The organism is Anaerostipes rhamnosivorans (assembly GCF_005280655.1).
Lineage (GTDB): Bacteria > Bacillota > Clostridia > Lachnospirales > Lachnospiraceae > Anaerostipes > Anaerostipes rhamnosivorans.
The window spans coordinates 3,175,912-3,200,086 of record NZ_CP040058.1; the positions used below are offsets into that span (position 1 = coordinate 3,175,912).

At 47.3% G+C, this 24,175-nt stretch carries 23 protein-coding genes; 1 reads left to right on the plus strand and 22 read right to left on the minus strand.

Annotated features, from left to right (window positions below; genetic code table 11):
* Positions 1-122: 122 nt before the first annotated feature.
* The 12 genes from AR1Y2_RS15640 to AR1Y2_RS15695 all read right to left on the minus strand — a co-directional run bounded on the left by AR1Y2_RS15640 (position 123) and on the right by AR1Y2_RS15695 (position 13,053).
* Positions 123-974, minus strand: a complete 852-nt coding sequence (locus tag AR1Y2_RS15640; protein ID WP_137329798.1) for a prepilin-type N-terminal cleavage/methylation domain-containing protein — start codon at positions 972-974, stop codon at positions 123-125.
* Positions 975-1,000: 26 nt separating this feature from the next.
* Entirely contained in the window at positions 1,001-2,155 is a 1,155-nt protein-coding gene (locus tag AR1Y2_RS15645) for a S41 family peptidase (RefSeq protein ID WP_137329799.1), read from the minus strand.
* Positions 2,156-2,409: 254 nt separating this feature from the next.
* On the minus strand, positions 2,410-3,726 hold the full coding sequence (locus AR1Y2_RS15650) for a GntP family permease (RefSeq protein WP_137329800.1): 1,317 nt from the start codon (positions 3,724-3,726) through the stop codon (positions 2,410-2,412).
* A gap of 1 nt (position 3,727) precedes the next feature.
* Entirely contained in the window at positions 3,728-5,296 is a 1,569-nt protein-coding gene (locus AR1Y2_RS15655) for an acyl CoA:acetate/3-ketoacid CoA transferase (protein ID WP_137329801.1), read from the minus strand.
* Positions 5,284-5,724 (minus strand): MaoC family dehydratase, encoded by a 441-nt coding sequence (locus AR1Y2_RS15660; RefSeq protein ID WP_137329802.1) that lies wholly within the window; start codon positions 5,722-5,724, stop codon positions 5,284-5,286. Before AR1Y2_RS15660 ends, AR1Y2_RS15655 begins: the two co-directional genes overlap by 13 nt.
* A 169-nt stretch (positions 5,725-5,893) precedes the next feature.
* Positions 5,894-6,781 carry a LysR family transcriptional regulator gene (locus AR1Y2_RS15665; RefSeq protein WP_175403678.1) on the minus strand — a complete coding sequence of 296 codons (888 nt, stop codon included), beginning with the start codon at positions 6,779-6,781 and terminating at the stop codon, positions 5,894-5,896.
* A gap of 112 nt (positions 6,782-6,893) precedes the next feature.
* Complete coding sequence (locus AR1Y2_RS15670) at positions 6,894-8,105, minus strand: murein hydrolase activator EnvC family protein (protein ID WP_137329803.1); 1,212 nt, start codon at positions 8,103-8,105, stop codon at positions 6,894-6,896.
* A 10-nt stretch (positions 8,106-8,115) separates the two neighbouring features.
* Positions 8,116-9,024 (minus strand): permease-like cell division protein FtsX, encoded by a 909-nt coding sequence (ftsX, locus tag AR1Y2_RS15675; protein ID WP_137329804.1) that lies wholly within the window; start codon positions 9,022-9,024, stop codon positions 8,116-8,118.
* Positions 9,014-9,694, minus strand: a complete 681-nt coding sequence (ftsE, locus tag AR1Y2_RS15680; RefSeq protein WP_137329805.1) for a cell division ATP-binding protein FtsE — start codon at positions 9,692-9,694, stop codon at positions 9,014-9,016. The genes ftsX and ftsE overlap by 11 nt, the downstream gene beginning before the upstream one ends.
* Positions 9,695-9,717: 23 nt before the next feature.
* Positions 9,718-10,803 carry a PucR family transcriptional regulator gene (locus tag AR1Y2_RS15685; protein ID WP_137329806.1) on the minus strand — a complete coding sequence of 362 codons (1,086 nt, stop codon included), beginning with the start codon at positions 10,801-10,803 and terminating at the stop codon, positions 9,718-9,720.
* A 90-nt stretch (positions 10,804-10,893) separates the two neighbouring features.
* Positions 10,894-11,727: a YitT family protein gene (locus tag AR1Y2_RS15690; protein ID WP_137329807.1), complete on the minus strand. Its 834-nt coding sequence runs from the start codon at positions 11,725-11,727 to the stop codon at positions 10,894-10,896.
* Between the two features lie 69 nt (positions 11,728-11,796).
* Positions 11,797-13,053 carry an LCP family protein gene (locus AR1Y2_RS15695; protein WP_137329808.1) on the minus strand — a complete coding sequence of 419 codons (1,257 nt, stop codon included), beginning with the start codon at positions 13,051-13,053 and terminating at the stop codon, positions 11,797-11,799.
* A gap of 116 nt (positions 13,054-13,169) precedes the next feature.
* Here AR1Y2_RS15695 and ymfI point away from each other — a divergent pair, with 116 nt between their 5' ends.
* Positions 13,170-13,895, plus strand: a complete 726-nt coding sequence (ymfI, locus tag AR1Y2_RS15700; protein ID WP_137329809.1) for an elongation factor P 5-aminopentanone reductase — start codon at positions 13,170-13,172, stop codon at positions 13,893-13,895.
* 5 nt (positions 13,896-13,900) lie between these two features.
* On the opposite strand, the gene AR1Y2_RS15705 is transcribed toward ymfI, so the two are convergent.
* The 10 genes from AR1Y2_RS15705 to prfB form a co-directional block, all read right to left on the minus strand.
* Positions 13,901-16,039, minus strand: coding sequence for a Tex family protein (locus AR1Y2_RS15705; protein WP_137329810.1), 2,139 nt, complete (start codon positions 16,037-16,039; stop codon positions 13,901-13,903).
* A gap of 12 nt (positions 16,040-16,051) precedes the next feature.
* Positions 16,052-16,531 carry a deoxycytidylate deaminase gene (locus tag AR1Y2_RS15710; protein ID WP_137329811.1) on the minus strand — a complete coding sequence of 160 codons (480 nt, stop codon included), beginning with the start codon at positions 16,529-16,531 and terminating at the stop codon, positions 16,052-16,054.
* A 99-nt stretch (positions 16,532-16,630) separates the two neighbouring features.
* Complete coding sequence (locus tag AR1Y2_RS15715) at positions 16,631-17,833, minus strand: aspartate kinase (protein ID WP_137329812.1); 1,203 nt, start codon at positions 17,831-17,833, stop codon at positions 16,631-16,633.
* 22 nt (positions 17,834-17,855) lie between these two features.
* Complete coding sequence (locus AR1Y2_RS15720) at positions 17,856-19,055, minus strand: cofactor-independent phosphoglycerate mutase (RefSeq protein WP_137329813.1); 1,200 nt, start codon at positions 19,053-19,055, stop codon at positions 17,856-17,858.
* Between the two features lie 17 nt (positions 19,056-19,072).
* Positions 19,073-20,287: a homoserine dehydrogenase gene (locus AR1Y2_RS15725; protein ID WP_137329814.1), complete on the minus strand. Its 1,215-nt coding sequence runs from the start codon at positions 20,285-20,287 to the stop codon at positions 19,073-19,075.
* Positions 20,288-20,292: 5 nt separating this feature from the next.
* Positions 20,293-20,736 carry an ACT domain-containing protein gene (locus AR1Y2_RS15730; RefSeq protein ID WP_137329815.1) on the minus strand — a complete coding sequence of 148 codons (444 nt, stop codon included), beginning with the start codon at positions 20,734-20,736 and terminating at the stop codon, positions 20,293-20,295.
* Positions 20,737-20,873: 137 nt separating this feature from the next.
* On the minus strand, positions 20,874-21,773 hold the full coding sequence (locus AR1Y2_RS15735; RefSeq protein ID WP_137329816.1) for an InlB B-repeat-containing protein: 900 nt from the start codon (positions 21,771-21,773) through the stop codon (positions 20,874-20,876).
* 30 nt (positions 21,774-21,803) lie between these two features.
* Positions 21,804-22,436 (minus strand): amidase domain-containing protein, encoded by a 633-nt coding sequence (locus AR1Y2_RS15740; protein WP_137329817.1) that lies wholly within the window; start codon positions 22,434-22,436, stop codon positions 21,804-21,806.
* Complete coding sequence (locus tag AR1Y2_RS15745) at positions 22,433-23,077, minus strand: SanA/YdcF family protein (RefSeq protein WP_137329818.1); 645 nt, start codon at positions 23,075-23,077, stop codon at positions 22,433-22,435. The genes AR1Y2_RS15740 and AR1Y2_RS15745 overlap by 4 nt, the downstream gene beginning before the upstream one ends.
* Complete coding sequence (prfB, locus tag AR1Y2_RS15750; protein WP_137329819.1) at positions 23,070-24,173, minus strand: peptide chain release factor 2; 1,104 nt, start codon at positions 24,171-24,173, stop codon at positions 23,070-23,072. The genes AR1Y2_RS15745 and prfB overlap by 8 nt, the downstream gene beginning before the upstream one ends.
* Between the last annotated feature and the right edge of the window lie 2 nt (positions 24,174-24,175).

A 24,175-nucleotide genomic window follows, 5' to 3' on the forward strand; every position in this document is an offset into this window, starting at 1 on the left:
AATTCTACCAGGATAGCAACAGAGAGGAAGAAAGATTTTCCCATAATAGAACAAGGGCTTCTTGGGAGTATCACCCCCAGAAGCCCTCATGATTATTTGAAGATGCAGCTCTTATGTTGATCCTAAAACTGAAGCTTGATCCAATTTCCTTGTCCTGGTTTATCCCATTCACTTACAGGACCAGGAGCGATATAATAGCTGCCGTCCACATAACACAGATCCCCGCGCTTAACATTCTTTAAATACGGACCTGACTCATTTTCCACGTCATCCTTGATATACAGTTTTGTACCGGAGTCAATTTTGATCAGCTGATTGGGATTCCTTGCTGACAGGTCAGCCAGCGTAAGATCCTTATTCTGGTCCGTACCAAAATACGGGTCGTTCACGGACGCATAGAGCCCTGTTTGATCCTGGTATAGGACGCCATTTCCAAACCCGGCCCCATATCCGTTGTTTATGGCATCCTTTTTCTGTTCCCATCCATCCTTTGAAGAGGCTTTGATTTCATGCTTTGCCCCGCTGCTGTCTATGATCGTCACGCCTTTGCCGGAGGTTTCCTCATCCTTACCAGACTCGGTGCTGTCTCCTCCTCCGCCCGCTTCATCCCTGATGATCCTGTAGGTGTCATTTTCATAGACAACCGTAATTTTGCCCTTTGTAGTATATTTTAGGTAGGTCACCTTATAGTCACCATTGTAACGAATCTCCTGAATGGTTCCCTTTTCCTCCGCCTGGTCCAGGACCTGGCTGTAGGGAGAAGACAGGGCTGCAGTTCCAGTTTCCCCGTATTGCTCTGAAAGAATTGCCTGAGCCGCCTGGACACAATTCCGGCATTCAACGATGGCCGCCTTCTCCTTGGCTTTTCTTATATATCCAGTCATGGATGGGATCAGAAGAGCGATTAATATTGCCAGGATCAGCAGAACTACAATGAGCTCCACTAACGTAAATCCATCCTTTTTCTTTCTCATAAGTTTTTATCCCTCTTACTAATAGTTTATTTCTCCAGCTGTTTTACAAGCACCTGCTGTGCATTCTTTAGCTGTTGATCTCCCTTTGATTTGGAATTATTCTTCACTGCCACATCGGGCTTAATACCCTTTTTGTGAATATTGTGCCCGGAAGGTGTATAGTAAGATGCATATGTGAGCTTGGCATAAGAGCCGTCACCCAGCTTAAAGAAGCCCTGGACGATTCCCTTTCCAAATGTCTTCTCACCAATTAAGGTACCTCTCTTGTGGTCTTTCACCGCGCCGGACAGAATCTCTGACGCACTGGCACTGTTTCCGTTCACAAGAACGCAAAGCGGTACCTTCACTGACTGGGCAGCATCTGAGCGGTATACCTTTTCTTTTCCCTGCTTATCCTTGATGGACACAATCTTTCCTTTTCCAAGCAGTTCATCGACAATATCTACAACGGCATCCACAAGCCCTCCTGGATTGTCCCTGACATCCAGGATCAGGCCTTTCATACCCTGCTTCTCAAGCTTCTGTATCCCTTCTTTAAACTGGCTCACTGTCACCTCATCAAACTCTGAGATGGAAAGGTAGCCGATGCCTCCGTCAAGCATTTTTGTCTCGACAGTCTGGGTCTCAACTTTTTTTCTTGTAATGGTGAAATCTCTTGTGTCCTTTTCTTTTCCTCTGAGAAATGACAGTTTGACCTTCGTACCCTCTTCCCCTTTGACTTCCGACACAACTTTATCCAGATCTTTGTCACTGACAGACTTTCCATCTACTTCTACGAGAACGTCACCAGATTTGATACCGCTTCCGTCACTCGGTCCGCCCTTTATGACTTTGACCACCTTGATCGCTCCCGTCACTGTATCCTGGGAAAGATAAATCCCCACTCCAGTAAATACACCGTCAGTGGATTCCATCAGCTCTTTAAATTCGCTCTCTGAATAATAAGTGGAATACGGGTCTCCCAGACCTGCCAGATATCCTTTGTATGTGTAATTCTCCAGCTGTTCCTGGTCTATCTTTCCAGTGTAATACTGGTCCACGGTTTTTTCCAGGCGATCCAGCTTTTTTGCAACCTCCAGCTGATCTCCTGAAACCGAATAGGCCCGGTATAAAAAGAATCCCTCTCCAAGGGATACTACCAGGAGAACTGCGATCAAAATTTTTGAGAACTGTTTCTTCATATCGACCTCCATGTCCGGATTCTTTTGTTGATACAAAAGCACCCTGCAAATATGTGTTCCATTATAACACCGGAAAAAAACTCCCACAACCCTCAACTGAGGGCGTGGAAGTAAATTCCAAGGAATATCTGGTGTTATATGATACTTTCATGGATCTGCAAAATCGTACTGTTTGTAATAACGCCTCTGGAATGTGCTCCTTTTTTCATATACCTGACTTGATGACCGTATAGATCATGAAGTAAACACTGATGTCACACGATCCCCATCATTCCCATTGCAACGACAACGATAGTAGCCAATATCGGTATCACACAGGTTACCATTCCAATATCCGCATAGGATTTCTTATGGGTCATTCCGGCCACTGCCAGCAGTGTGATGACAGCTCCGCAGTGCGGCAGTGAATCAAGGCCTCCAGAAGCGATGGAAGCCACCCGGTGAAATGCTCCAGGGTCAATATTTAATGCCGCTGCCATCTCCATATACTTTGGTCCCAACGCCTCCAGCGCAATTCCCATACCACCGGAAGAAGATCCGGTAGCTCCTGCCAGCAGTGTCACAGCTAATGCCTCGGAGATCAGCGGGCTTGCCTTGATTCCCAGGACCGCCTTTGTCAGCACCGCAAATCCAGGAACCGCTTTCACCACTGCCCCAAAACCTACGGCAGCCGATGTGTTCATAATCGCCATGACAGATCCGCTGGCACCTTCACTGACAGCAGCAATAATGTCTTTTAACTGAGACAAATTCAACAACACTGATGCCGCGATGCCCAGCAAAAGCGCAATAATGATAGCGTAGGTGGATTTTTTATCATCTGGAAAAGCGATAAACATAGGCAGGACATTCAATGATACCACCACGATCAACAGAGGAACAACAGAAACGAAAGGGTTCGGCAGATTTTCTGATGAGCTCTCTTTCATATTGTCCGGTTCATCAAAGTGTTCTCCCGCGGCAGTCATTTTTTTTGACCGGTAAGACAGCCACATATAACCGCCCACAAGCATTACAAGCCCTCCTGCGATTCCCATAATAGGTCCTGACATTGCATTGGTGCCAAAATATTTCGTGGGAATGATATTATTAAGCTGTGGATTTCCCGGAAAAGCAGTCATGGAAAAAGTAAATGCTCCGCAGGCGATACAGCCCGGTATCAGCCTTCTGGGAAGGTCTGCCTCCCGGAACAAGGAGACAGCGATTGGGTAGATAGCGAATACCACCACAAATAGGGAAATCCCCCCATAGACCAATATACCGCAGCTGATGATTACAGCCAGGATTGCTCTCTGTGCGCCAATCATAGAAGACAGCTTTTTCGCCACGGAATGTGCAGCCCCTGTGACTTCCATGGCCTTTCCGAATATCGCCCCTAAAAGGAACATCGGAAACCAGGATTTCGCAAAATCCACAAGTCCCTGCATGTAGGTGTCTGTATAAGCGGGCAGGAGTGACAGACCTCCAGTAAGCGCCACCACCATGGCAGACACGGGAGCCACCCAGATAATTGAATATCCTTTATACGCCAGAAATACCAGCAGTGCAAGCCCTAAAACAATTCCAATCATGCTATTCTCCTCCTATTTTCAGCGGTGTGTTTTCAAATATATCAGCATCCATTTCCCGGAGATTCTTGGAGATCAGAGGCCTGAATTCCATCTTCTCGAGAATATGCTTCTCAAGGTCAATGCCCGGCGCGATCTCGGTCAGCTCCAGGCCGTCCTTTGTCAGTCGGAATACAGCCCGCTCTGTCACATACAATACATTCTGCCCCGTCTCTGCCCCGTAATCCCCGCTGAAGGTGATCTGCTCCACTTTATCCACGAATTTTATGAACTCTCCGTCCTGTACGATCTGAAGCCCTTTATCTTTTACTTCGATCAATGATTTCCCCGCAGTAAAACTCCCGCAGAAGATCACATTTTTCGTGTTCTGGGATATATTTACAAACCCTCCGCAGCCCACCATTCTTCCGTGAAACTTGCTGACATTGATATTCCCCTGGGCATCTGCCTGCGCAAGTCCTAAGCAGGTCAGGTCCAGGCCTCCTCCGTCATAAAAATCAAAAAGATTCGGCTGCCCGATCAGCACCTCCACATTTGCGGACGCCCCAAGGCTGTGTCCTCCCTGAGGAACACCTCCGATGGCTCCCGCCTCAATGGTCATGGTGAGACGGTCTGCAATTCCTGCCTCTAAGGCTACAGCGGCCACTCCCTCCGGCACTCCGATGCCAAGGTTGATGGTGGTGTCCAGCTTTAATTCCTTGGCACATCTCTTAGCGATGACTTTCCGTATGCCCATCTCCATGGGGGCAATGCTGTCAGAAGGTACCTTCACATCTCCCGTAAATGAGGGATCAAATGAAAGTGTGCAGTTCATTTTGTGATTTTCAGGCTTCGATTTCACCAAGGTATCCACCATGATTCCCGGGATATACACATCTCTTGGATCCAGCGTTCCGGCCTTTGCCTCTTCTCTGATCTGCCCGATAACAATTCCACCGGAGTTTTTTGCCGCCTCTGCTATGTGAAGGGTTTCCAGCAGAACACCTTCCTCCTCCACGGTCATATTTCCTTTTTCATCACCTATTGTTCCCCTGATGACAGCCACATCCACAGGAATGGAGCGATAAAACAGATATTCCTTTCCTCCTGCTTCCATAACCTCCACAAAGCTTTCTTTCTGGGCTGCCTCATTCATGCGCCCGCCTTCCACTCGCGGATCCGCAAAGGTCTTTAGTCCTACCTGGGTCAGCACTCCCGGTTTCCCGCCTGCGATGGCGCGGAATAAATGTGCAACCACACCCTGGGGGAAATTATACGCGGCGATCTTATTGTCGTTTATCATCTTGCTCAGCTTTTTTGCAAGCCCTACATGCCCTGCGATGATCTTTTTCACCATTCCCTCTTTTGCCAGGTGGTCCAATCCAAAGTCTTCCTCCAGTGCGCCGCCGTCGCCGCAACCGGAAGCAAACAGCAGGGTCAGATCTTTTGGATGCCCCTCTGTTTCATAGCGTTCACCCAGAGCTTTTGCGATCTCCTCTGCGAACCCGAACCCAAACCCAAAGCCATTGATTGCTACAGTGTCGCCGTCCTTGATCTGTTTTACCGCTTCCTCTGCGCTTTTTAATTTAGACATGCTTCATCCTCCTTACGTTCCGGTGGAATGACAGTCGCTTCTCCCTCAACTACAACCTTGCCTTCCTGATTGACACAGGTAGTTTCAATAGTGGCGATGGTAAACTTCGGCTTCTCTTTCATCTCTTTCACTCTCAGTGTTGCTGTCACTGTATCGCCGATCTTTACAGGTCCGGTGAACTTTAGAGACTGCCCCAGATATGTGGTGCCCGGCCCCGGAAGCCTCATGGCAATGGCAGCGGAGATGACTCCGGCGCTGATCATTCCATGAGCGATCCTCTCTTTAAATACCGTATTCTTTGCATAACTGTCGTCCAGATGCAGAGGATTTTTATCCCCCGTCACTTCTGCAAATGCCAGAACATCCTCATTGCTGATTTGTTTACAAAAAGAACACTCATCTCCCACTTTCAATGAACAATTTCCCATTCTTTACTCCTTCCCTTTTACCGTTAATCCATCACATTGCATAATTCTTTTGATAAATCTATTATAGAATTGGTTGATTCTCACAGTAAAATGTATAAAATTCATAGACAGCATGAAAAAAAAGAACTAAGCCTGAATTACTTCTCAAGTTTAGTTCTTTGCATTTTCTTTATTTAATATTCCCGTGTTCTTTTACATACGTTTGAAAATTTTTAATTGGGTTTGACACATACTTATCTTTTCTTATGATCAGTGCGATATCCCAGGGGAATTCAGGCTCTGTCAATGTCAGGATCTTAATCTTATCAGAGTTAAAACGGGATAATATAGGCCGCGGCAGGATGGCCACACCTTGATTTAGGGATACCATCTCAGCCACAAAGTCCCACTGGGAGCTCTCCATAACGATATTAGGCTCAAAACCGGACATATGACACAGCTCCCTTGTCCGGCTGTGAAGCATAAAGGTCTTATCCAAAGAGATAAATTCTTCATTACGAAGTTCCCTAAAAGCGGCCTTATCCCGGCATGCCAGCGGATGCTCCGTGCTGACGGTCAGTACATTATCCGACTTAAACACTGGCAGGATATGAAAATCATCTGATGCAAAGGGAAGGATCACCACGCCGATGTCGATCTCCCCTGACTGTACCTTTTCTTTTACCGTGTTGGCGCCCTCCTCCGCTATGTTAAGCCGGATTCCCGGATAGGCTTTTCTGAATCCCTGAATGATGGACGCAAAATAAATCGTACTGATCACCGGCGGGATTCCTACAGAGATTTCGCCGTTCTCCGCATTGATACAGTCCCGTAAATGCTCCATCTGATTGTTGATGCTCTCCAGTGCATCCTGTCCCTCCTGATAGAGCATCCGGCCCTCCGGCGTCAGGCAGAAATGCTTTGCCGTCCGGTCCACCAGCTGCACGTTCAGATCCTCCTCCATCGCTTTGATGGTCTTGCTCAGCGCCGACTGGCATATAAACAGTTCATTTGCCGCTGTGGTAAAATTCTGGTTTTTTGCCAGGGCGACAAAATAAGTCAGCTGTTTTAAGTTCATACTCCGCTCCTTTCCTTTATTATCCTGTTAAATCCATTATACTATGAATCTTCCAGATAAAAAAAGAACAGGGGTATGATATTTTTTCATACCCCTGATTCCATAGGTCCTGTCATAAATAATTCATGGGATTTACATAGCTGCCGTTTTTCTTTACGGCGAAATGAACATGAGGTCCCGTGGACATACCTGTGGATCCTGAGGATGCGATCTTCTGTCCCCGTCTGACTCTCTGCCCTGCTGAAACGTTCAGGGACGAATTGTGCAGATATAATGTCTCCAGCCCGTTTCCGTGATCGATCTTTACCCAGTTTCCGTTATATGGGCTGTATCCGGCCACTTCCACGGTGCCGCTTCCCGCCGCCACCACGGTGGAGCCTTTCGGAGCGCCGATATCGATGCCCTCATGGAACTTCGTTCCTCCCTGCACCGGATGAGTACGGTTGCCATAGGGTGAGGTGATGGTGTGGCAGGAAGGAACCGGCCAGGTCAGGGAAGATGATGACGAGCTGCCTCCCCCTGAATGGTGGCTGCCCGATGAGGAGCCACCGGAACTGCCCGAAGAGCTGCCCCCGGAACTTCCGGATGAGGAATTGCTTCCCGAGCTGCCGCCGGAAGGGGTGTTGGACGCTGTGTCATAGGAATTCAGACGGTCCTGATACTTCTGCATCAAATCTTTATTGGATGCGATCTTCTGCTGGAACTGCGTAAGCTTTGCCTTTTTGCCATCGGCCAGACTGACGATCTTGTTCTCTTCCTCCTTGGCCTCCTTTGTGACAGTCTTTATCTCTTGATAACTCTTCTCCAGCTTTTTGGATGCCAGTGCTATGCTGTCCTGGGTCTTCCTCAGCTTTCGGAACATGTTGTTGTCGTAGTTGGAGATCTTTGAGACATAATCAAGCCTGGTTAAGAATTCATTAAAAGACTTCGCCTGTACGATCACATCAATATAACCGGCGCTTCCATTTTCGTACAGATATTTGATCCTCTTGCTCATGATCTTATACTGTTTCTCTTTGGAAGCCTTAGCCTCACCAAGCTTCTGCTTGGTAACCTCCACCTGTTTTTTTGTATCTTTCAGTTTCTTTTCCAGCCGGTCCGCCTTGTTGGATGCTTTCTCAATCTTTTGATCCATCTCCTGGATCTGCTTTTCCATGTCGGCAACCTTCTTTTCCAGCTGTTTGTTTTCCTCTTCCTTTTTCTTGGACTTGTCCTTCAGATCCTCGGTTTTGCTTTTGGCTTTTACTGTAACTGCCGGCAGCGCAGTAAAACAAAGAGAACCGATCAAAAGAAATGCCAGTACATTGTAATACTTTCTCTTCATAGCAAACCTCCTACACTCTCAGATATTTTCTGATGGTAAAGCTGCTTCCGAGACATCCGATGCCCAGTCCGACCAGCAGTGATGCCGGTATGAGATATACCATGATCTGATGCACCGGAACAAACTCCATGAAGTTGGTCAGAACGTGGAATTTATCCATGATATAATTAACGATCACCTTATATCCTATGTAAATGACACCCACAGGGATCAAAGAGCCTATCATGCCGATGACTGCCCCCTCTACGATAAACGGAGCTCTGATAAACCGGTTAGTGGCGCCGATGAGCCTCATGATCGCGATCTCTTCTTTTCTCACAGCAATTCCTATGGAAACGGTATTGCTCACAAGAAAAACGGAGACAAACAACAGAATTAATATGATGGCTCCTGCCACATAAGCTCCCAACAGATTGGCCTTGGATATCCCCTCAGCCGCACCTTTTGCATACTCTACCTTCCTCACACCGTCCATGGACTTAAACTCTCCCACCATCTTTTCATGGTACTTCACGTCCTTTAGCATAACTTCATAGGAGTCTGATTCATTTAACGGGTTTTTTCCCTCAAAGCCTTCCAGAAGATCCTCATTGTTCTTGAACACTTCTTTTTTATACTTGGCCCACGCTTCCTCCGCTGATACATAGCGGACAGACTGGACCTCCTTATGATTTTTGATTCCTTTTCCTATGGCATCCTTTTGTCCTTTTGGCAGCTTTTCATCGAAAAATACTGAGATGGTCACAGAATCCTCCGCCTGCTTTACCGTGGCCCTCACATTGAGAAGCACAGACAATGTCACTCCCAGCAGAAAAATACAAGCCATAATCGTGCCCACCGTCGCCAGAGAAAAGATCTTATTTCTTAGTATATTTTTCAGCCCTTCTTTAAATCCATAGGCCAGTCGTCTAAATATCATAGGTGCCGCCTTTCTCGTCGTGATGGACGGCTCCCTCATTCAGCGCGATGACCCGTTTCCCCATCTCGTTCACAATGTCCTTATTATGGGTCACAACAATGACCGTGGTCCCCCGCTTCTGTATCTCCACCAGAAGATCCATGATCTCCTTTGCGTTCTGCGGGTCCAAATTCCCGGTGGGTTCATCCGCCAGCAGAAGCGCTGGATGGTTGACTAAAGCCCTGGCAATGGCAACCCTCTGCTGCTCACCGCCGGACAGTTCGTCCGGCAGGGCCCTGAGCCTGTTGCCCAGCCCCACCATCTCAAGGACATTTTGCACCTGGCGCTTCATGGCCCTCTTAGGCACCTCGATCACCTGCTGGGCAAATGCCACATTCTCATAGATACTCCGGTCCCTTAAGAGCCGGAAATCCTGGAATACCACGCCGATCTGCCTCCTAATATACGGTATCTGACGTTTCTTCATCTTCTGGTAATGATAACCGTTCACAACGATATCCCCAGACGTGGCTTCCAGTTCTTTTAACAAAAGCTTGATCAGCGTTGTCTTACCGGATCCGCTCTTTCCAACAATGAAGGCAAATTCCCCCTTATCTACCTCCAGTGAAACGTTATCCAGTCCAATGCTGCCTTTTTGGTACTCCTTCGTCACATTCTGCAGTGTAATCATCGAATGACTCCCCTCTAAGACATTTATCCAAGTGTATTCATATGCTTCATGTACTGTACGACCATAAGAGCGATCTTAAAGGCAATGGCGTCCTCAAAATTCCTCAGGTCCAGATTGGTACTTTTCTGTATTTTGTCCAGACGGTATACAAGAGTATTTCTATGTATATACAGCTGCCTGGATGTCTCGGAAACGTTCAGGTTATTCTCAAAGAACTTATAGATCGTAGCCAGTGTTTCATCATCGATCTCCTCCGGTGAATAATCTCCAAACACTTCCTTGATGAACATTTTACAGAGCGGCAGCGGCAGCTGATAGATCAGCCTTCCGATTCCAAGCTGGTCATAGGCCACCACTTCTTTGTTCTCGTAGAAAATCTTATCCACTTCCAGAGCGATCTGGGCCTCTTTATAAGAACGGGATACATCCTTGATCCCCTTTGCTATGGTGCCAATGGCGATCCTAGCATCGTTGATCCCGACCTTTTTTAATCCTTTCAGCAGCTTCTCTGCCGTCTTGACAAATTGCTTGGACTGAGCCTTTTCACAGACTTCCTTCACCAGGACAATACTCTTTTCATCCACAGCGGCAATGAAATCATCATCCGTGGTATCCTCCAGCTGCTTCACTGTCTCCACAAGATTCTGCTCTTTGCCGTAGGTGGCCTCGATCAGATAGGCAACCCTTCTCGCCTCGATGTCAATATTCAGCTTTTTGGCCCGATTATAAATGTCCACCAGAAGCAGATTGTCCAGCAGGAGGTTTTTAATAAAGTTATCCTTATCAAACCTTTCCTTATAAGCCACCAGCAGATTTTCAATCTGGAATACAGCCATCTTGGCCACCATATACATGCTCTCGCTCTCTCCGTCAGCAAGCAGCACATACTCCAGACGCTTGTCGTCGAAGATCTTAAAATACTGTTTTCCGCCCACCACCTGGCTCTCCGCCACGGAATTGATGAACCCTTTTAATGTATCCTCATCCTCTGCTTCTGTTTCTTTTGTCTTTGCCAAAACCTTTCCATTTAAATCTATTACATATAAATCCACATTGGAAATATTGTGGATCCCGTCTAATGTCTCCTGCAGGATTTGATTTGAAATCATTTTCACACGCCCTTTCTTTTTACCGACCTTTTCTACTACTATATAGCAAAATGTACAAAAAAAAAAGAGAAAGATAGTAACTTTTTTATTTTATTGTGTATAATCCACAAACCCCTCCCCAATTGTCTCTCTTGTGTCAGATATAATGACAAAAGCTTTTGGGTCTGTTTCCATGACAATCTTCTTCAGCACCGGCACTTCCTTCTTTGAGACGATGCACATGAGAGTCTCGCTGCTCTGCCCGGTATAGGCCCCTACAGAAGACAGCTTGGTGGCCCCCCGGCCCAGCCGGAACAGGATCTGGTCTGAGATCTGCTCCTGATGTCCACTGATCACATAAACCAGTTTGGATACCTGGAACCCTTCCACAACACTGTCTGTGATCTTCGTTATTCCATAGATTACCAGCAGGGCATAACTGGTTTTCTCTACCCCAAAGATAAAGGCACCAAACAATACTATGACCCCGTCCAGCATTCCCAGCAGCATCGGGATGCTCATATGCGGCAATACCACATGCAGGAGAAACGCCATTAAGTCCGTTCCCCCCGTGGAAGTCCTCTCCTTCATCACCATTCCAAGTCCAATCCCCATGAGAATGGCCCCTAATATCAGATTTACATAAAAATCTTTCGGGAAAAATGAGAATCTAGGCAGTACTCCCAGGAAAACAGACAGCATAATGTCACTGCATATGGTCCTCGCCATGAATTTTTTTGTCTTGTAGCGGAATGCAAGTAAAAAAAGAGGAACATTCAGTGTGACGTTCGTCATCCACAGCGGGATGCCCCACAGCTTATCAAAAATGATCCCAAGCCCTCCGAAACCGCCTGTGACGATTCCGAATGGCTGAAATACTGTGTTGGTAGCTGATGCCATACAAAATGTTCCGATTATGATACTGATTACTTCTTTTCGTTTCACCGGGCGCCTCCTAACATAAACCTTGTTTATTGTTAGTATGGCCCCTTTTAGACCCTTTATTCTGTCTTGCTAAATATCGTCATTGCTTCCCAGAATGATACAGATCTGTGCGCCGCTGTCAACGCTGCCCACTTCAATGGTAGGATTCTTGAAATATGATTTCAGATCCTCGCCCATTCCCTTTTTGGCAACAATGATCTTCGTGTCTGTCAGCGCACCCTGGCGGTTTGTCTTGATGCTGCCCACAGTGAACCCGTCTCCGGAAAGCTTATCTCTCCAGCTTCCTGCGAGACCGCTGATCCTGGTGGAATTCTGTATCTCAATGGAAATCCCCTTTGAAGAGACTTCCGTGTCCTTTTTCTTCGCCGTTGTGGAAGTGTCCTTTTTCTTCGCTGTCGTAGCCGAGTCCGGTACTTCACCATTTTCAGACAAAAGCTCGTCAAACATCTCTTTTGTCTTCTTTGTATTCAGTTTAAAGTTCTCCCCTTCATCGGTTCCCGGAAGAATCTGATAGGTAAAGTCCTTAGAGCTGATTTCGTGCATCCTGTTCAAGTTATCTTTGATGCTGTCGTAGGACACATTGCTCTTTGCATAGCTGTCGTAATATGTCTTCGCAAAGCTTTTATATTCACTCAGTGATTTCTTTCCGATACTCTGCGCGATCTTTGTGACCAGATCTCCTACCAGAGTGATATGGTCATTTTCATCGCTGAACTGACTGCTGTCCAATATAAGCCCCAGCGCCTGATTTCCGTTGATGGTGTTGTTGCCTTCCGGAATGTGGACCAGCATCTTGTTCTGGTCTTTGTAAGCTACTTCACTTTCCAGGTTTAATTCCACTTCCCCGGCATTGTTGATGGCCTTTGTAAAATTCTTCTGGGATAAGCTCTCATAATTGCCGATGGTGATGCCCAGTGTCTTTTCAACCTGTGCTTTGATGACCTTGATATCACTTACCTTTGCCGCCAGTTCTTCCACTGTGGCCGTCTTTTTGTCTCCGCCCATGGCTTTGACTCCGTCATTGTCCAGGGTAAGGATCGTATCCTTTCTGATCGGCACAAAGATCATCTGCTTATCCTTATTATGATAGATACGGATAGCTAAAGCGTCCTTTACTCTGACCAGGGATACGTCAACCCGTTCCTGGCTCTCCGCCTTTAATGCCTCCGCTATCTTAGACTTCTTGTCTTTTTTTAATCTATTCAGGAAAAACGCTTTGCTCCCTGCAAAAGAACCGACTCCTACCGCTGCTGATAGTACCACGACTACCAATATCCGCAGGATGATCGCCCCGGCTCCTGCTTTTCTTCTTGCTCTTCTGGCCATCTTTCATGCTCCTTCCGTTAAAAACTCCGTTCAGTATACCAAATAAATCGATTTATTTCAACAAAACTATATGCTATACTCTCCTTAAAGTTTTCTTAAATCGAGGAGGAGAGACTATGAATACTGTACTCATCACTGGTAGTTCCAGGGGGATCGGCAGGGAAACCGCCCTGGTCTTTGCACAAAACGGCTGGAATGTGGCTGTCCACGGCTTCCGCCATCCAGAGCAGCTTGAGGCCCTTAAGCAGGAGCTTCTAAGCCTTGGCTGTGACTGTCTTTCTTTCACTGGGGACATCTCAGATCTTTCTTTTGTGGAGAAGATGGTAGAAAGTACGGTCAGCCACTTTGGCAGTCTGGACTGCCTGGTCAATAATGCAGGAATTTCCAGAGTCGGCCTCTTTACAGATACATCGGAACACGACTGGAGGGAAATGATGGACACCAATGTGCTGTCTCTGTTTGCCTCCTGCCGCAGCGCTCTCCCTTATATGATACGCAGAAAGTCAGGCACAATCTTAAACGTCTCCTCTGTCTGGGGTTTCGCCGGCGCATCCTGTGAAGTTCTGTATTCCGCTGCCAAGGGCGCCGTCAATACCTTTACAAAAGCCCTGGCAAAGGAGGTTGCGCCCAGCAACATTACCGTAAACGCAGTTGCGTTCGGCATGATTGACACCGATATGAACGCCGGGTTCACAGAAGAAGAAAAAGAGAGCATCCGGCGGGAGATCCCCGCAGACCGGATTGCAGAACCAAGGGAGGCCGCAGAGATGATCTATCATATCTGTACAGCCCCCCGTTACCTGACCGGCGAGGTTATCACATTTTCCGGCGGATGGGGATGATACCCTTACTCCTTCATGGAAAGCTGGATTCTCTTTTTCTCCAGATCTACACTGAGTACAGTCACATCCACCACATCTCCGACGCTGACCACCTCCAGCGGATGCTTGATAAAGCGGTCCGCCATCTGGGAGATATGCACCAGCCCGTCCTGGTGTACTCCAATGTCCACAAAGGCACCGAAATCAATGACATTTCGTACAGTTCCCTTTAACTTCATGCCTTCTTTCAAGTCTTCCATCTCCATAACATCCGTCCTTAAGATCGGTTTTGGCATATCTTCCCTTGGGTCACGCCCGGGCTTTTCCAGCTCCTTCACAATATCCCTGAGCGTGATCTCTCCCATGCCCAGCTCACCGGCAAGCTTCCGATAGTCCGTGATCTTCTTTCCAATATCCTTAAACCCCTGGCTTGACAGCTCTTTTACAGAATAACCAAGGTTCTTTAAAAGCTGGTCCGTCTCTTTATAGGTTTCCGGATGCACTCCGGTGGCGTCCAGAGGGTTCTTTCCCCCTGCGATCCTCAAAAAGCCTGCACACTGCTCATAGGCTTTTGGGCCGAGTTTTGCAACTTTTAACAGCTCTCTTCTGCTGACGAACTTTCCGTTTTCTTCTCTGTAGGTGACAATATTCTTTGCCACAGCCTTTGAAACTCCTGCCACATATTCCAGCAGTGACGCAGAGGCAGTGTTTAAGTCTACACCGACCTTATTTACCGTCGCTTCCACCACACCTGCCAAAGCTTCTGAAAGCTGTTTCTGGTTCATGTCATGCTGATACTGCCCCACACCAATGGCTTTAGGTTCGATCTTTACCAGTTCAGAGAGCGGATCCTGGACTCTTCTTGCGATGGAAGCAGCACTTCTCTGTCCCACATCAAAATTAGGGAACTCCTCAGTAGCCAGTTTGCTGGCAGAGTAAACGGAAGCTCCTGCCTCATTTGTGATCACATACTGGACCGGTTCTTTGATCTCCTTCAGTAACTCCACAACGATCTGCTCTGATTCTCTGGATGCGGTCCCGTTTCCGATGGAGATCAGTGTGATCCCATATTTTCTGATCAGGTCCGTCACAGTCTTCTTGGCTTCTTTGACTTTGTTTTGGGGCGCTGTGGGATAAATGACCACGGTGTCCAGAACCTTCCCGGTAGAATCCACCACCGCCAGCTTGCAGCCTGTCCGGAACGCTGGGTCCCAGCCGAGCACTACCTGTCCCGCGATCGGAGGCTGCATGAGAAGCTGTTCTAAGTTCTTGCCGAACACCTTAATCGCTTCCGTCTGAGCCTGTTCCGTGAGTTCGTTCCTGATCTCCCGCTCAATGGACGGAGCGATCAGGCGCTTATAGCTGTCCTCAATGGCTTCCAGAAGATACTTTGCTGAAGGATGATTCTGCTTTTTTATGATATTTCTGACAAGATAGGCAGCGATCTTTTCATGGTCCGGCTCAATCTTAACAGTCAGAAGCCCTTCCTTTTCTCCCCGGTTCATAGCCAGTATTCTGTAGCCAGCGACCTTTTTCACCGGTTCCTCAAAATCGTAATACATTTCATAGACAGACTTTTCCCCCGGCTTCTTGGCAGAAGACAGGATCTTTGCGTGTTCCTGATAAGATTTTCTAATCCACTCCCGGTATTTGGCGTCGTCGGAGATCCTTTCGGCCAGAATGTCCCTGGCCCCCTGAAGGGCCTGATCCGCCGATTCCACGCCTTTCCCTTCATCAATGAACTTTTGTGCTTCCTCTTCCGGTCTTTGGGACGCCTGCAGAATCAGCAGATCCGCTAAAGGCTCCAATCCTTTTTCCCTGGCGATCATCGCCCTGGTCCGTTTCTTTTGCTTATACGGCCGGTACAGATCCTCCACGGCCACCAATGTGACCGCATCCTCGATTTGCTTTTTCAGTTCCCCGTTTAGCTTTCCCTGCTCCTCGATGCTCTTTAACACAGCATCCTTCCGGTCCTGGAGGTTTCTTAAGTATTTCAGTCTCTCGTCCAGATTCCGCAGGGTCTCATCGTCCAAGGAACCGGTCATCTCCTTCCGGTACCGTGCGATGAACGGTATAGTATTGCCCTCGTCTATGAGCTTTACAGCCGTCTCAGCCTGTGTTCTTTTGATTCCCAACTCGTCTTTTAAAATATTGATGATATCCATATTCCCAATTCCTTATAAGTGCAATTCGATTGTCTGGTCCTTCGGTTCAAACTGCCGGTATGTTACTCCGGCCATATCAAACATTTTCTTAGATGCAACGGTCATATCGTCGTCAGCATACTTGTCCTGCATATAGATAACTTCCTTCATGCCGCTCTGGATGATCGCCTTGGCACATTCGTTGCACGGAAACAAGGTGACATACACTCTCGCCCCGTCCAGGGAGCCTCCCCCGTAGTTCAGGATCGCGTTGAGTTCCGCGTGGCAGACATAAAAATATTTTGTATCCAGGGGCTCCCCGTCTCTCTCCCACGGCATATCGTCGTCGTTACAGCCTGTGGGCATCCCGTTATAGCCCACGGATAATATTTTATTCTGGTCATTGACAAGGCATGCTCCCACCTGTGTATGGTCATCCTTACTCCTCTGTGCAGACAGAAGCGCAATGCCCATAAAATACTGGTCCCATGATAAATAATCTGTTCTTTTCATTCGACTCTCCTTTCCTAAGCATCTAAATTGTTCTATTCCATTCTACGGAACAGAAAACACCGCCCGGAATGCAGGCGGTGTTCCCTCTTTGTCTTTCTTTTATAGTTCAAACGCTTCGTGTGCGGCATTCATGGCTTTCACCATATCATCCCGATCCACGATAACGGTCACCCGAATCTCAGATGTTGAGATCATTCGGATATTTACACCCACTTCGTACAGTGCCTCAAACATACGCGCAGCCATTCCGGAATGGCCGATAAGCCCGCTTCCGATAATGGACACCTTAGCCACATCCGTGGTCGCATCTACATCTGCATAACTTCCCACCGGAAGGTGTTCCTTGATAGTGTTTACGGCTAACTCAGCGTCATCTTCCTTTACTGTAAAAGAAATGTCTTTTTTTTTATTCTGCCCTACAGACTGCAGAATGATATCAATATTAATATTTCTCTTTGCAAGAATATTAAACAGCTTAAATGCAACCCCAGGCTCATCCTCCAACCCAGTCACAGAAATACGTGCTGCGTCATCGTCTCCTGCCACACCGCTGATCTCTGCCTGCGGCATCATGATCCTTTCTTTTACAACCGTTCCCTCTTCCTTTGTCAGGCTGGAACGTACCACCAGCTGGACTCCGTGCTTTTTCGCAAGCTCCACGGAACGGTTATGGAGAACACCAGCCCCAAGTGTGGCCATCTCCAGCATCTCATCGTAGGTGATCTCCTGAAGCTTCTTGGCCGTAGACACTTTTCTTGGATCTGCTGTGTAAACTCCGTCTACATCTGTATAAATCTCACAGGCATCGGCATTTAGTGCTGCTGCCAGGGCAACTGCCGTAGTGTCGGAGCCTCCCCTTCCTAAAGTCGTGTAGTTGTCAAAACGGTCTACTCCCTGGAAACCTGTCACGATGACGATCTTACGCTGCTCCAGCTCGTTAAAAATGCGGTCCGTATCAATCCGTTTGATCCTGGCATTGCTGTAGGCATGGGTGGTGTGCATCGCTACCTGAAACGCATTCAGGGACACGGCAGGAACTCCCATAGAGTGCATCGCCATAGCCATCATGGCAACTGATGTCTGCTCTCCGGTGGTCAAAAGCATATCCATCTCCCGCTTCGGCGGATTTGGATTGATGTCTTTTGCCATGGCGATCAGTTCGTCTGTCATCTTACCCATGGCGGACAGAACCACGACCACGTCATTTCCTTTCTGGTATTCCTCAATGCAGCGGTTTGCCACATTTAAGATCCTTTCTTTATTTCCTACGGATGTACCTCCGAATTTCTTAACAATTAGCATCCTTGCCTCCTAAAATTTTCTCTTATTTTTGTAAAAGCCGGTCCATCAAGTCGTGTCCGTGCTCCATCACAAGCCCTGTGCTCCTGGCTGCTTCCTCGCTGTACTCCTTCTGGCCTTCTATCTCTCTTGTACTGTCATAGATCATAAACGGGATCGGATCTTTGGAGTGAGTGCGGATAGAGATCGGTGTCGGGTGATCTGGTCCGATGAGCATACGGAAATCTTCTCCCCGTTTTTTAAGTTCCTCTGCCACCACACGAATGACCTGGTCATCCAAAAATTCAATGGCCTTTACCTTATTCTCCACACTTCCCTGATGCCCCATCTCGTCAGGAGCTTCCACATGGATATAAACTACGTCTGCCCCTTCTTCCGTCAGGGAGTCCACAGCAGCCATGGCTTTTCCTTTATAGTTTGTATCGAGACCGCCTGTAGCGCCCTCCACATCTAAGTTGAGCATATGCGTGCCCACCGCGATGCCCTTCAGCAGATCCACAGCGGAGACCATAGCGCCCTTCTTTCCGGTCTTAGCCTCAAAATCATCCAGTGCCGGGCGGGTGCCCGCTCCCCAGAACCAAATACTGTTGGCCGGATTCAGCCCCATCTGCCTGCGCTTCTGGTTGACCGGATGGTGATCTAATATGTCAAAACTCTTTTTCATCATTTCACGGAGCTTGCTTTCTTCCGGAAGATATTCCCCGATCTGTTTGCCGAGAATATCGTGAGGAGGTGTCAGATCCGCAACATATCCGTGATCCCAGATCGTCAGATGGCGGTAACTCACCCCAGGATAGTAATGGAATTCTTCTGTCTCCAGTTCCTTTTTCACCGCGTCGATCAGCACTTTTGCTTCTTCTGTAGTGATCTCCCCGGAGCTGTGGTCGATGATGGTCTTTTCCTCATATGCCTCATCCTCTGATAAGGTGACAATGTTGCAGCGCAAAGCAATATCAGTATCCTTCATATCCACGCCGATGGACAGAGCCTCCAGCGGTGATCTCCCTGAGTAATACTTCTGAGGATCATATCCCAGCATGGCGAGATTTGCCACATCGCTACCGGCTGGAAGGTTCTCCGGAACTGTATAGGCGATTCCCTGCTCTGATACCTTTGCCATGGCATCCATAACCGGTGTCCTGGCCGCCTGAAGCGGTGTCTTCCCACCGAGCTGCTCTATAGGCTCATCGGCCATCCCGTCTCCCAACACAACAACATACTTCATAAACTAGTCCTCCAAATCTATTTTACGTTAATACGGATCATTCCCAAAACGGAATCAAACGCTTTGATCTTTTCCTGATAGTCTTTTTCTTTCATTTTCAGTGTAACAAATGCAAATTCATCTGTCACCCCTTCTGCTGAAACTTCTTCTACATCGCCAAAAACTTCTTTTACCTTTGAACGGTCGCTGTCTTTCGGAAGACGCACAAAGAACTTGTGCTCAAACTCACCGATATCCGCAAGATGCAGCTTCTTTTCACTCCAGATCTGCATGATATTTCTCTCTTTATGCTTTGCCGCATCAATGACGTCAGCTACAACAGCGCTTGCTGTAGGCAGCTTCCCTGCTCCCGCTCCGTAAAACATCACATCCCCGATTACGTTGCCATTTACAAAAATGCCGTTGAAAACATCGTTGACCCCGATGAGCGGATGATTCTTTCCAATCATCATCGGGCATACCATAGCATATACATTATCCCCAATTTTTTTGCTTGTTCCAAGAAGTTTAATGCTCATATTCAGGGCTTTTGCATATTTCATATCGGTTTCTGTGATCTTTGTGATTCCTTCGGTATGTACATCCTCGTAATCCACCTGCATTCCAAACGCCAGTGAAGTCAGGATGGCAATCTTCCTGCACGCATCATATCCCTCCACGTCCGCTTCCGGATGGAGTTCTGCATATCCTTTATTCTGCGCATCTTTTAAAACTTCATCAAAATCTGTGCCTTCGTCGGCCATCTTTGTCAGAATATAGTTGGTCGTTCCATTTAAAATACCAGTGATCTCATTGATCTCATCTGCAGTCAGGGATTGGTTTAACGGACGGATGATTGGAATTCCTCCTCCCACGCTGGCTTCAAATAAGAAGTTCAGGTTCTTGGACTTTGCCAGGGCCAGAAGTTCTGCCCCCTTTTCCGCCACCAGCTCTTTGTTTGACGTTGCCACACTCTTTCCGTGCTCCAATGCCTGCGTTGCAAAAGTATATGCCGGCTCTACCCCGCCTAACACTTCAACGACAATGCTTACCTCATCGTCATTTAAAATGATATCATAATCTGTGACTGCCTTTGAGGCTACCGGCGTGTCGGATAAATCCCTTTTGTCCAGTACATATTTTACATGAACCGGTTCCCCGATTTTGTGATTGATACTCTCATGGTTTGTCTCAATAACCTCCACAACTCCTGAGCCGATCGTTCCATACCCCAATACCGCAATGTTTATCATCTGTTTTACTCCTTTGCAATTATTTTTACATATGTAATGTTGTCAAGCTTCTCTACACTTTCGATCATGGCAGACACATCGGTCTCCATATCGACAATATCCACACTGACCGTCAGCACTCCTTTTCCGTTGATCGGAATACTTTGATGGATCGTCAGGATATTGGCCTTATAACTGGCAAACACCTGGAGCACCGTGGCCATCACTCCCGGCTGGTCCTCCACTTCGATCACGAAGGTGATGTTGCGCCCCTTTTTACTTGCGTGAAAAGGAAAGATATCGTCTTTGTACTTATAATAAGAACTCCGGCTGATCCCCACGGTCTCCGTGGCCTCCTGGATGGACTTTGCCTGCTCCGCGTCCAGAAGCTTCTGGACTTCCAGGACCTTTAACAAAACCTCAGGGACTGCCTTTTTTTTAATGACGTAATATTTTGAATCTTCTAACATAGTCCACCTCTGTGCGTGTGCTGAACACATTTGTTTTTCCACACGATACTATCATATTTTTGAAAAAGAAGCAACCATATAAATCAAAAATGCAGGACATACAATCCATGCAGCTGTATGTCCTGCAATACTCGTTTTTAGTTTGCTCTGCGCTTTTTGATGACAAGACCCATAGTGATCAATCCTCCGGTCAAAATCATGAAATAGATCATTGGTTCTCCTTTAAGATCATCCCCGGTCCTGGCAACATCGCTTTTGCTGCTGCCGGTTTCCTTCTGTTTCCCGTCCGTCCCTGCCTTTTTAGGATCCACCGTCTGTTGCGTACCGGAACCCTGCCCCTGTGTTGAGGTTTGATCCGTGGCTGTCGTCTGAATCTGCTCCCAATTTGCCGTATAAGTGCGGTCCCCGGTACTGCCTTTTTGAATTGTAACCTCCTGAGACATTACGTCCAGCCCGGTTCCAGTCCATCCCAAAAATTTATATCCACTCCTCACAGGGTTTTTCAGTGTAAAAGTATCTGACACCTCCGTAAAGATATCAGGATTCCCCTCCATACTTCCTCCGTTAAGGTCATATGTAATTTGATATTTTGGATAAGTTTTCAGGTGAATATAGCTGGCTGTTTCATTCCGATTCTGCATTGCAAGTTTAAAATAGATATCCGTTTTCCCTTTAAAATCAAGCGGCATGTCCACTGAGACAGGAGAACTCTCTCCTTCCCCGATTTTCTGGATTACCTGATAGGATTGATCATCAAAACTATAAGACAGTTCGGTTGGATGTGCGTCTGTATGCCGTGGATCTTTCACGACCGCCCTGCTTATCTGTTCCAAATTCAGCTTATCTGCATCCTCAATATAATAAGTTTTATTGCCGTCCGCCGAATATGAAACCCCATCGACCGTAACTGAAAAACCATTAATCTGGCAATCACAGTTGCTCTTGTCCTTTTTACTCGTTGCGAAAACTGATACAGATGATATCAATACCAGCAAAACTGACATCAAAACCACTGTATACTTTTTGATTCCCTTCATAAAATCCCTCCTCTGATTTTGGCTGTTTCCCTACTTTACAAATAAAACTCCGTATACAGGATAATAACTTGAATTAATATTACATATGCTGAAGTTTTTTCTGTCTTTCGTATTTGCCGAATAGAACAGATCATTGTCCTCTTTTGCGGTGATCAAACCAAAATGAATGATTTGTCCTTCTCCGTCGTAGAACACAAAGACGTCTCCCGGCACAGCCTCCTTTATGAGGCTTTCCCTTCCTGCAAATGTATTCTTGTACTTTTTCAGCTCCAGTCCCCTTACCTCTGTCCAGTACTTAAAAAAAGCATCTGTTCTCACAAAGGCGGCAGATGTATAAAAATCCGCGGGGCGCTTGCTGTCCCACACCTTTTTCTTACTGTACCACCGATTGATATCACTGTCAAAACGAATCCTCGTTCCCCTCTCTGGATTCTCTCCTTTGTCCTGCTTTTTCCCTCCCGCTACCAGACACTGGGAGACAAAATTCGTACAATTCAACTGCATATTAGGGTAATTTCGATTTCTGTGTTCCGAGTACTTCAAGGCATATTCTACCGCCAGTTTCCTGTCATATCCTTCTTTATTCGGATTCTTTTTCACCGCTCTTTGGCATCCTGACAAAATTGTCACCGTAAAAAGGAACCAAAGCACCCATTTTTTCATCTCTCTCCGACCTCTTTCATAGGAATTTTCTTCAGTGAATCATGTGGTCCCGGCCTTAACACCACCGCCTCCAGCCAGGCTTTGGTGCAGGCGAAATATTCTCTCAGTTTCGTCTTTCCAACATTTTGGTAAAACATCCGGTCCGCCCGGACACACCGGGCGTTCATCCCAAGTTTTTTGGCCAAAAAAGCAGTCCTCTTCGCATATTGTTCCTGCGTCGCAATAAGAAACTTCTCCTTCTTTGCATTTTCATGAATCCGGCAGATCGTATCATAAGTACTCATTCCGCCCTCATCAATTACAATAGAATCCTTGGGTATATCTTGCATGATCAGAGTGTTTCGCATAGCGCTGGTCTCATCTCTGTCTCCTGAGAGATAAAATTTATCTGCCTTTTTCCATCTGTAAAGCAAAACAGCCGTGTCCACCCTATCTTTTAATGGGGCGGAGAGAATACCGTCCGTTACTTTTGCTCCCGGAATGATAACCGCATCCGCTTTCGGGATAGAGTCTCTGTCTTCCATAAACAGCACTTCATCCGAGGCAGTAACCTGACAAAAACAAAACAAAGAAAATAACACTGCGGACAGCGCCAGAACAGCTATCGTTCCGGCCCCATACCGCAGCGTCTTCTTAATCATTGCTCCAGGCTAGATATGCGTTCATAAAACTGTCCAGGTCCCCGTCCAGAACTGCCGACGGATTGCCGCTTTCTTTTCCTGTTCTGTGGTCCTTCACCATAGTGTAAGGCTGCAATACATAGGACCGGATCTGGCTTCCCCATCCGTTGTCTCCCACATCGCCGCGGATGTCAGAAAGCTTCTCTAAGTGCTGCTGTTCTTTCAGGAGATACAGCTTCGTCTTCAGCATTTTCATAGCCTGATCTTTATTTTTATGCTGCGACCGCTCGTTCTGGCACTGGACAACGATCCCTGTGGACAGATGTGTGATCCGAATGGCGGAATCCGTCTTATTGATGTGCTGACCTCCGGCTCCGCTGGCCCTGTAGGTGTCGATCCGTATGTCCTCATCTGCGATCTCCACGTTCAGATCCTCATCGATCTCCGGCATCACGTCACAGGATGCGAAGGAGGTCTGACGCTTTCCGGCTGCGTTAAACGGCGAGATCCTCACGAGACGGTGGACTCCCCTCTCTGACCTGAGATATCCATAGGCGTTCTCGCCTTTGATCTCGACAGTGACCGATTTGATCCCTGCCTCATCCCCGTCCAGGTAGTCGATGACCTTTGTCTCAAATCCCTTTTTCCCGGCCCAGCGGGTGTACATCCGGTACAGCATGCTGGCCCAGTCGCAGGACTCTGTTCCGCCGGCTCCCGCATGAAGACTTAAAATGGCATTATTCTTGTCGTATTCCCCGCTCAGCAGCGTAGAGATACGCAGACTTTCATAGGATGTCTCAAACTCCATAAAAGCCTCTTGAGTCTCCGCTGCCAGTTCTTCGTCCTCTTCCTCAGCCGCCATCTCGATTAAGGTCTCTATGTCCTCAAACTGTTCTCTTAGGCCTTCATAACCTTCCACCTGGTCCTTCAGACCCTTAACCTCTTTTACTACCTTCTGGGACTCTTCTAAGTCCTCCCAGAACCCCGGAGCCTCCATATCAAGCTCCAGCTGCTCGATCCGCTCTTTTTTTTCTTCCAAACCAAGAGAACCGCTTAATCTCTCAAGCGGCTCCCGGTAGGAATTCAAGTTATACTTTAACTGATCTAATTCAATCACTC

Coding starts and splice junctions, on each gene's coding strand:
- AR1Y2_RS15640 (WP_137329798.1), bottom strand. CDS start 974: ATGAGAAAGAAAAAGGATGGATTTACGTTAGTGGAGCTCATTGTAGTT.
- AR1Y2_RS15645 (WP_137329799.1), bottom strand. CDS start 2,155: ATGAAGAAACAGTTCTCAAAAATTTTGATCGCAGTTCTCCTGGTAGTA.
- AR1Y2_RS15650 (WP_137329800.1), bottom strand. CDS start 3,726: ATGATTGGAATTGTTTTAGGGCTTGCACTGCTGGTATTTCTGGCGTAT.
- AR1Y2_RS15655 (WP_137329801.1), bottom strand. CDS start 5,296: ATGTCTAAATTAAAAAGCGCAGAGGAAGCGGTAAAACAGATCAAGGAC.
- AR1Y2_RS15660 (WP_137329802.1), bottom strand. CDS start 5,724: ATGGGAAATTGTTCATTGAAAGTGGGAGATGAGTGTTCTTTTTGTAAA.
- AR1Y2_RS15665 (WP_175403678.1), bottom strand. CDS start 6,781: ATGAACTTAAAACAGCTGACTTATTTTGTCGCCCTGGCAAAAAACCAG.
- AR1Y2_RS15670 (WP_137329803.1), bottom strand. CDS start 8,105: ATGAAGAGAAAGTATTACAATGTACTGGCATTTCTTTTGATCGGTTCT.
- ftsX (WP_137329804.1), bottom strand. CDS start 9,024: ATGATATTTAGACGACTGGCCTATGGATTTAAAGAAGGGCTGAAAAAT.
- ftsE (WP_137329805.1), bottom strand. CDS start 9,694: ATGATTACACTGCAGAATGTGACGAAGGAGTACCAAAAAGGCAGCATT.
- AR1Y2_RS15685 (WP_137329806.1), bottom strand. CDS start 10,803: ATGATTTCAAATCAAATCCTGCAGGAGACATTAGACGGGATCCACAAT.
- AR1Y2_RS15695 (WP_137329808.1), bottom strand. CDS start 13,053: ATGGCCAGAAGAGCAAGAAGAAAAGCAGGAGCCGGGGCGATCATCCTG.
- ymfI (WP_137329809.1), top strand. CDS start 13,170: ATGAATACTGTACTCATCACTGGTAGTTCCAGGGGGATCGGCAGGGAA.
- AR1Y2_RS15705 (WP_137329810.1), bottom strand. CDS start 16,039: ATGGATATCATCAATATTTTAAAAGACGAGTTGGGAATCAAAAGAACA.
- AR1Y2_RS15710 (WP_137329811.1), bottom strand. CDS start 16,531: ATGAAAAGAACAGATTATTTATCATGGGACCAGTATTTTATGGGCATT.
- AR1Y2_RS15715 (WP_137329812.1), bottom strand. CDS start 17,833: ATGCTAATTGTTAAGAAATTCGGAGGTACATCCGTAGGAAATAAAGAA.
- AR1Y2_RS15720 (WP_137329813.1), bottom strand. CDS start 19,055: ATGAAGTATGTTGTTGTGTTGGGAGACGGGATGGCCGATGAGCCTATA.
- AR1Y2_RS15725 (WP_137329814.1), bottom strand. CDS start 20,287: ATGATAAACATTGCGGTATTGGGGTATGGAACGATCGGCTCAGGAGTT.
- AR1Y2_RS15730 (WP_137329815.1), bottom strand. CDS start 20,736: ATGTTAGAAGATTCAAAATATTACGTCATTAAAAAAAAGGCAGTCCCT.
- AR1Y2_RS15735 (WP_137329816.1), bottom strand. CDS start 21,773: ATGAAGGGAATCAAAAAGTATACAGTGGTTTTGATGTCAGTTTTGCTG.
- AR1Y2_RS15740 (WP_137329817.1), bottom strand. CDS start 22,436: ATGAAAAAATGGGTGCTTTGGTTCCTTTTTACGGTGACAATTTTGTCA.
- AR1Y2_RS15745 (WP_137329818.1), bottom strand. CDS start 23,077: ATGATTAAGAAGACGCTGCGGTATGGGGCCGGAACGATAGCTGTTCTG.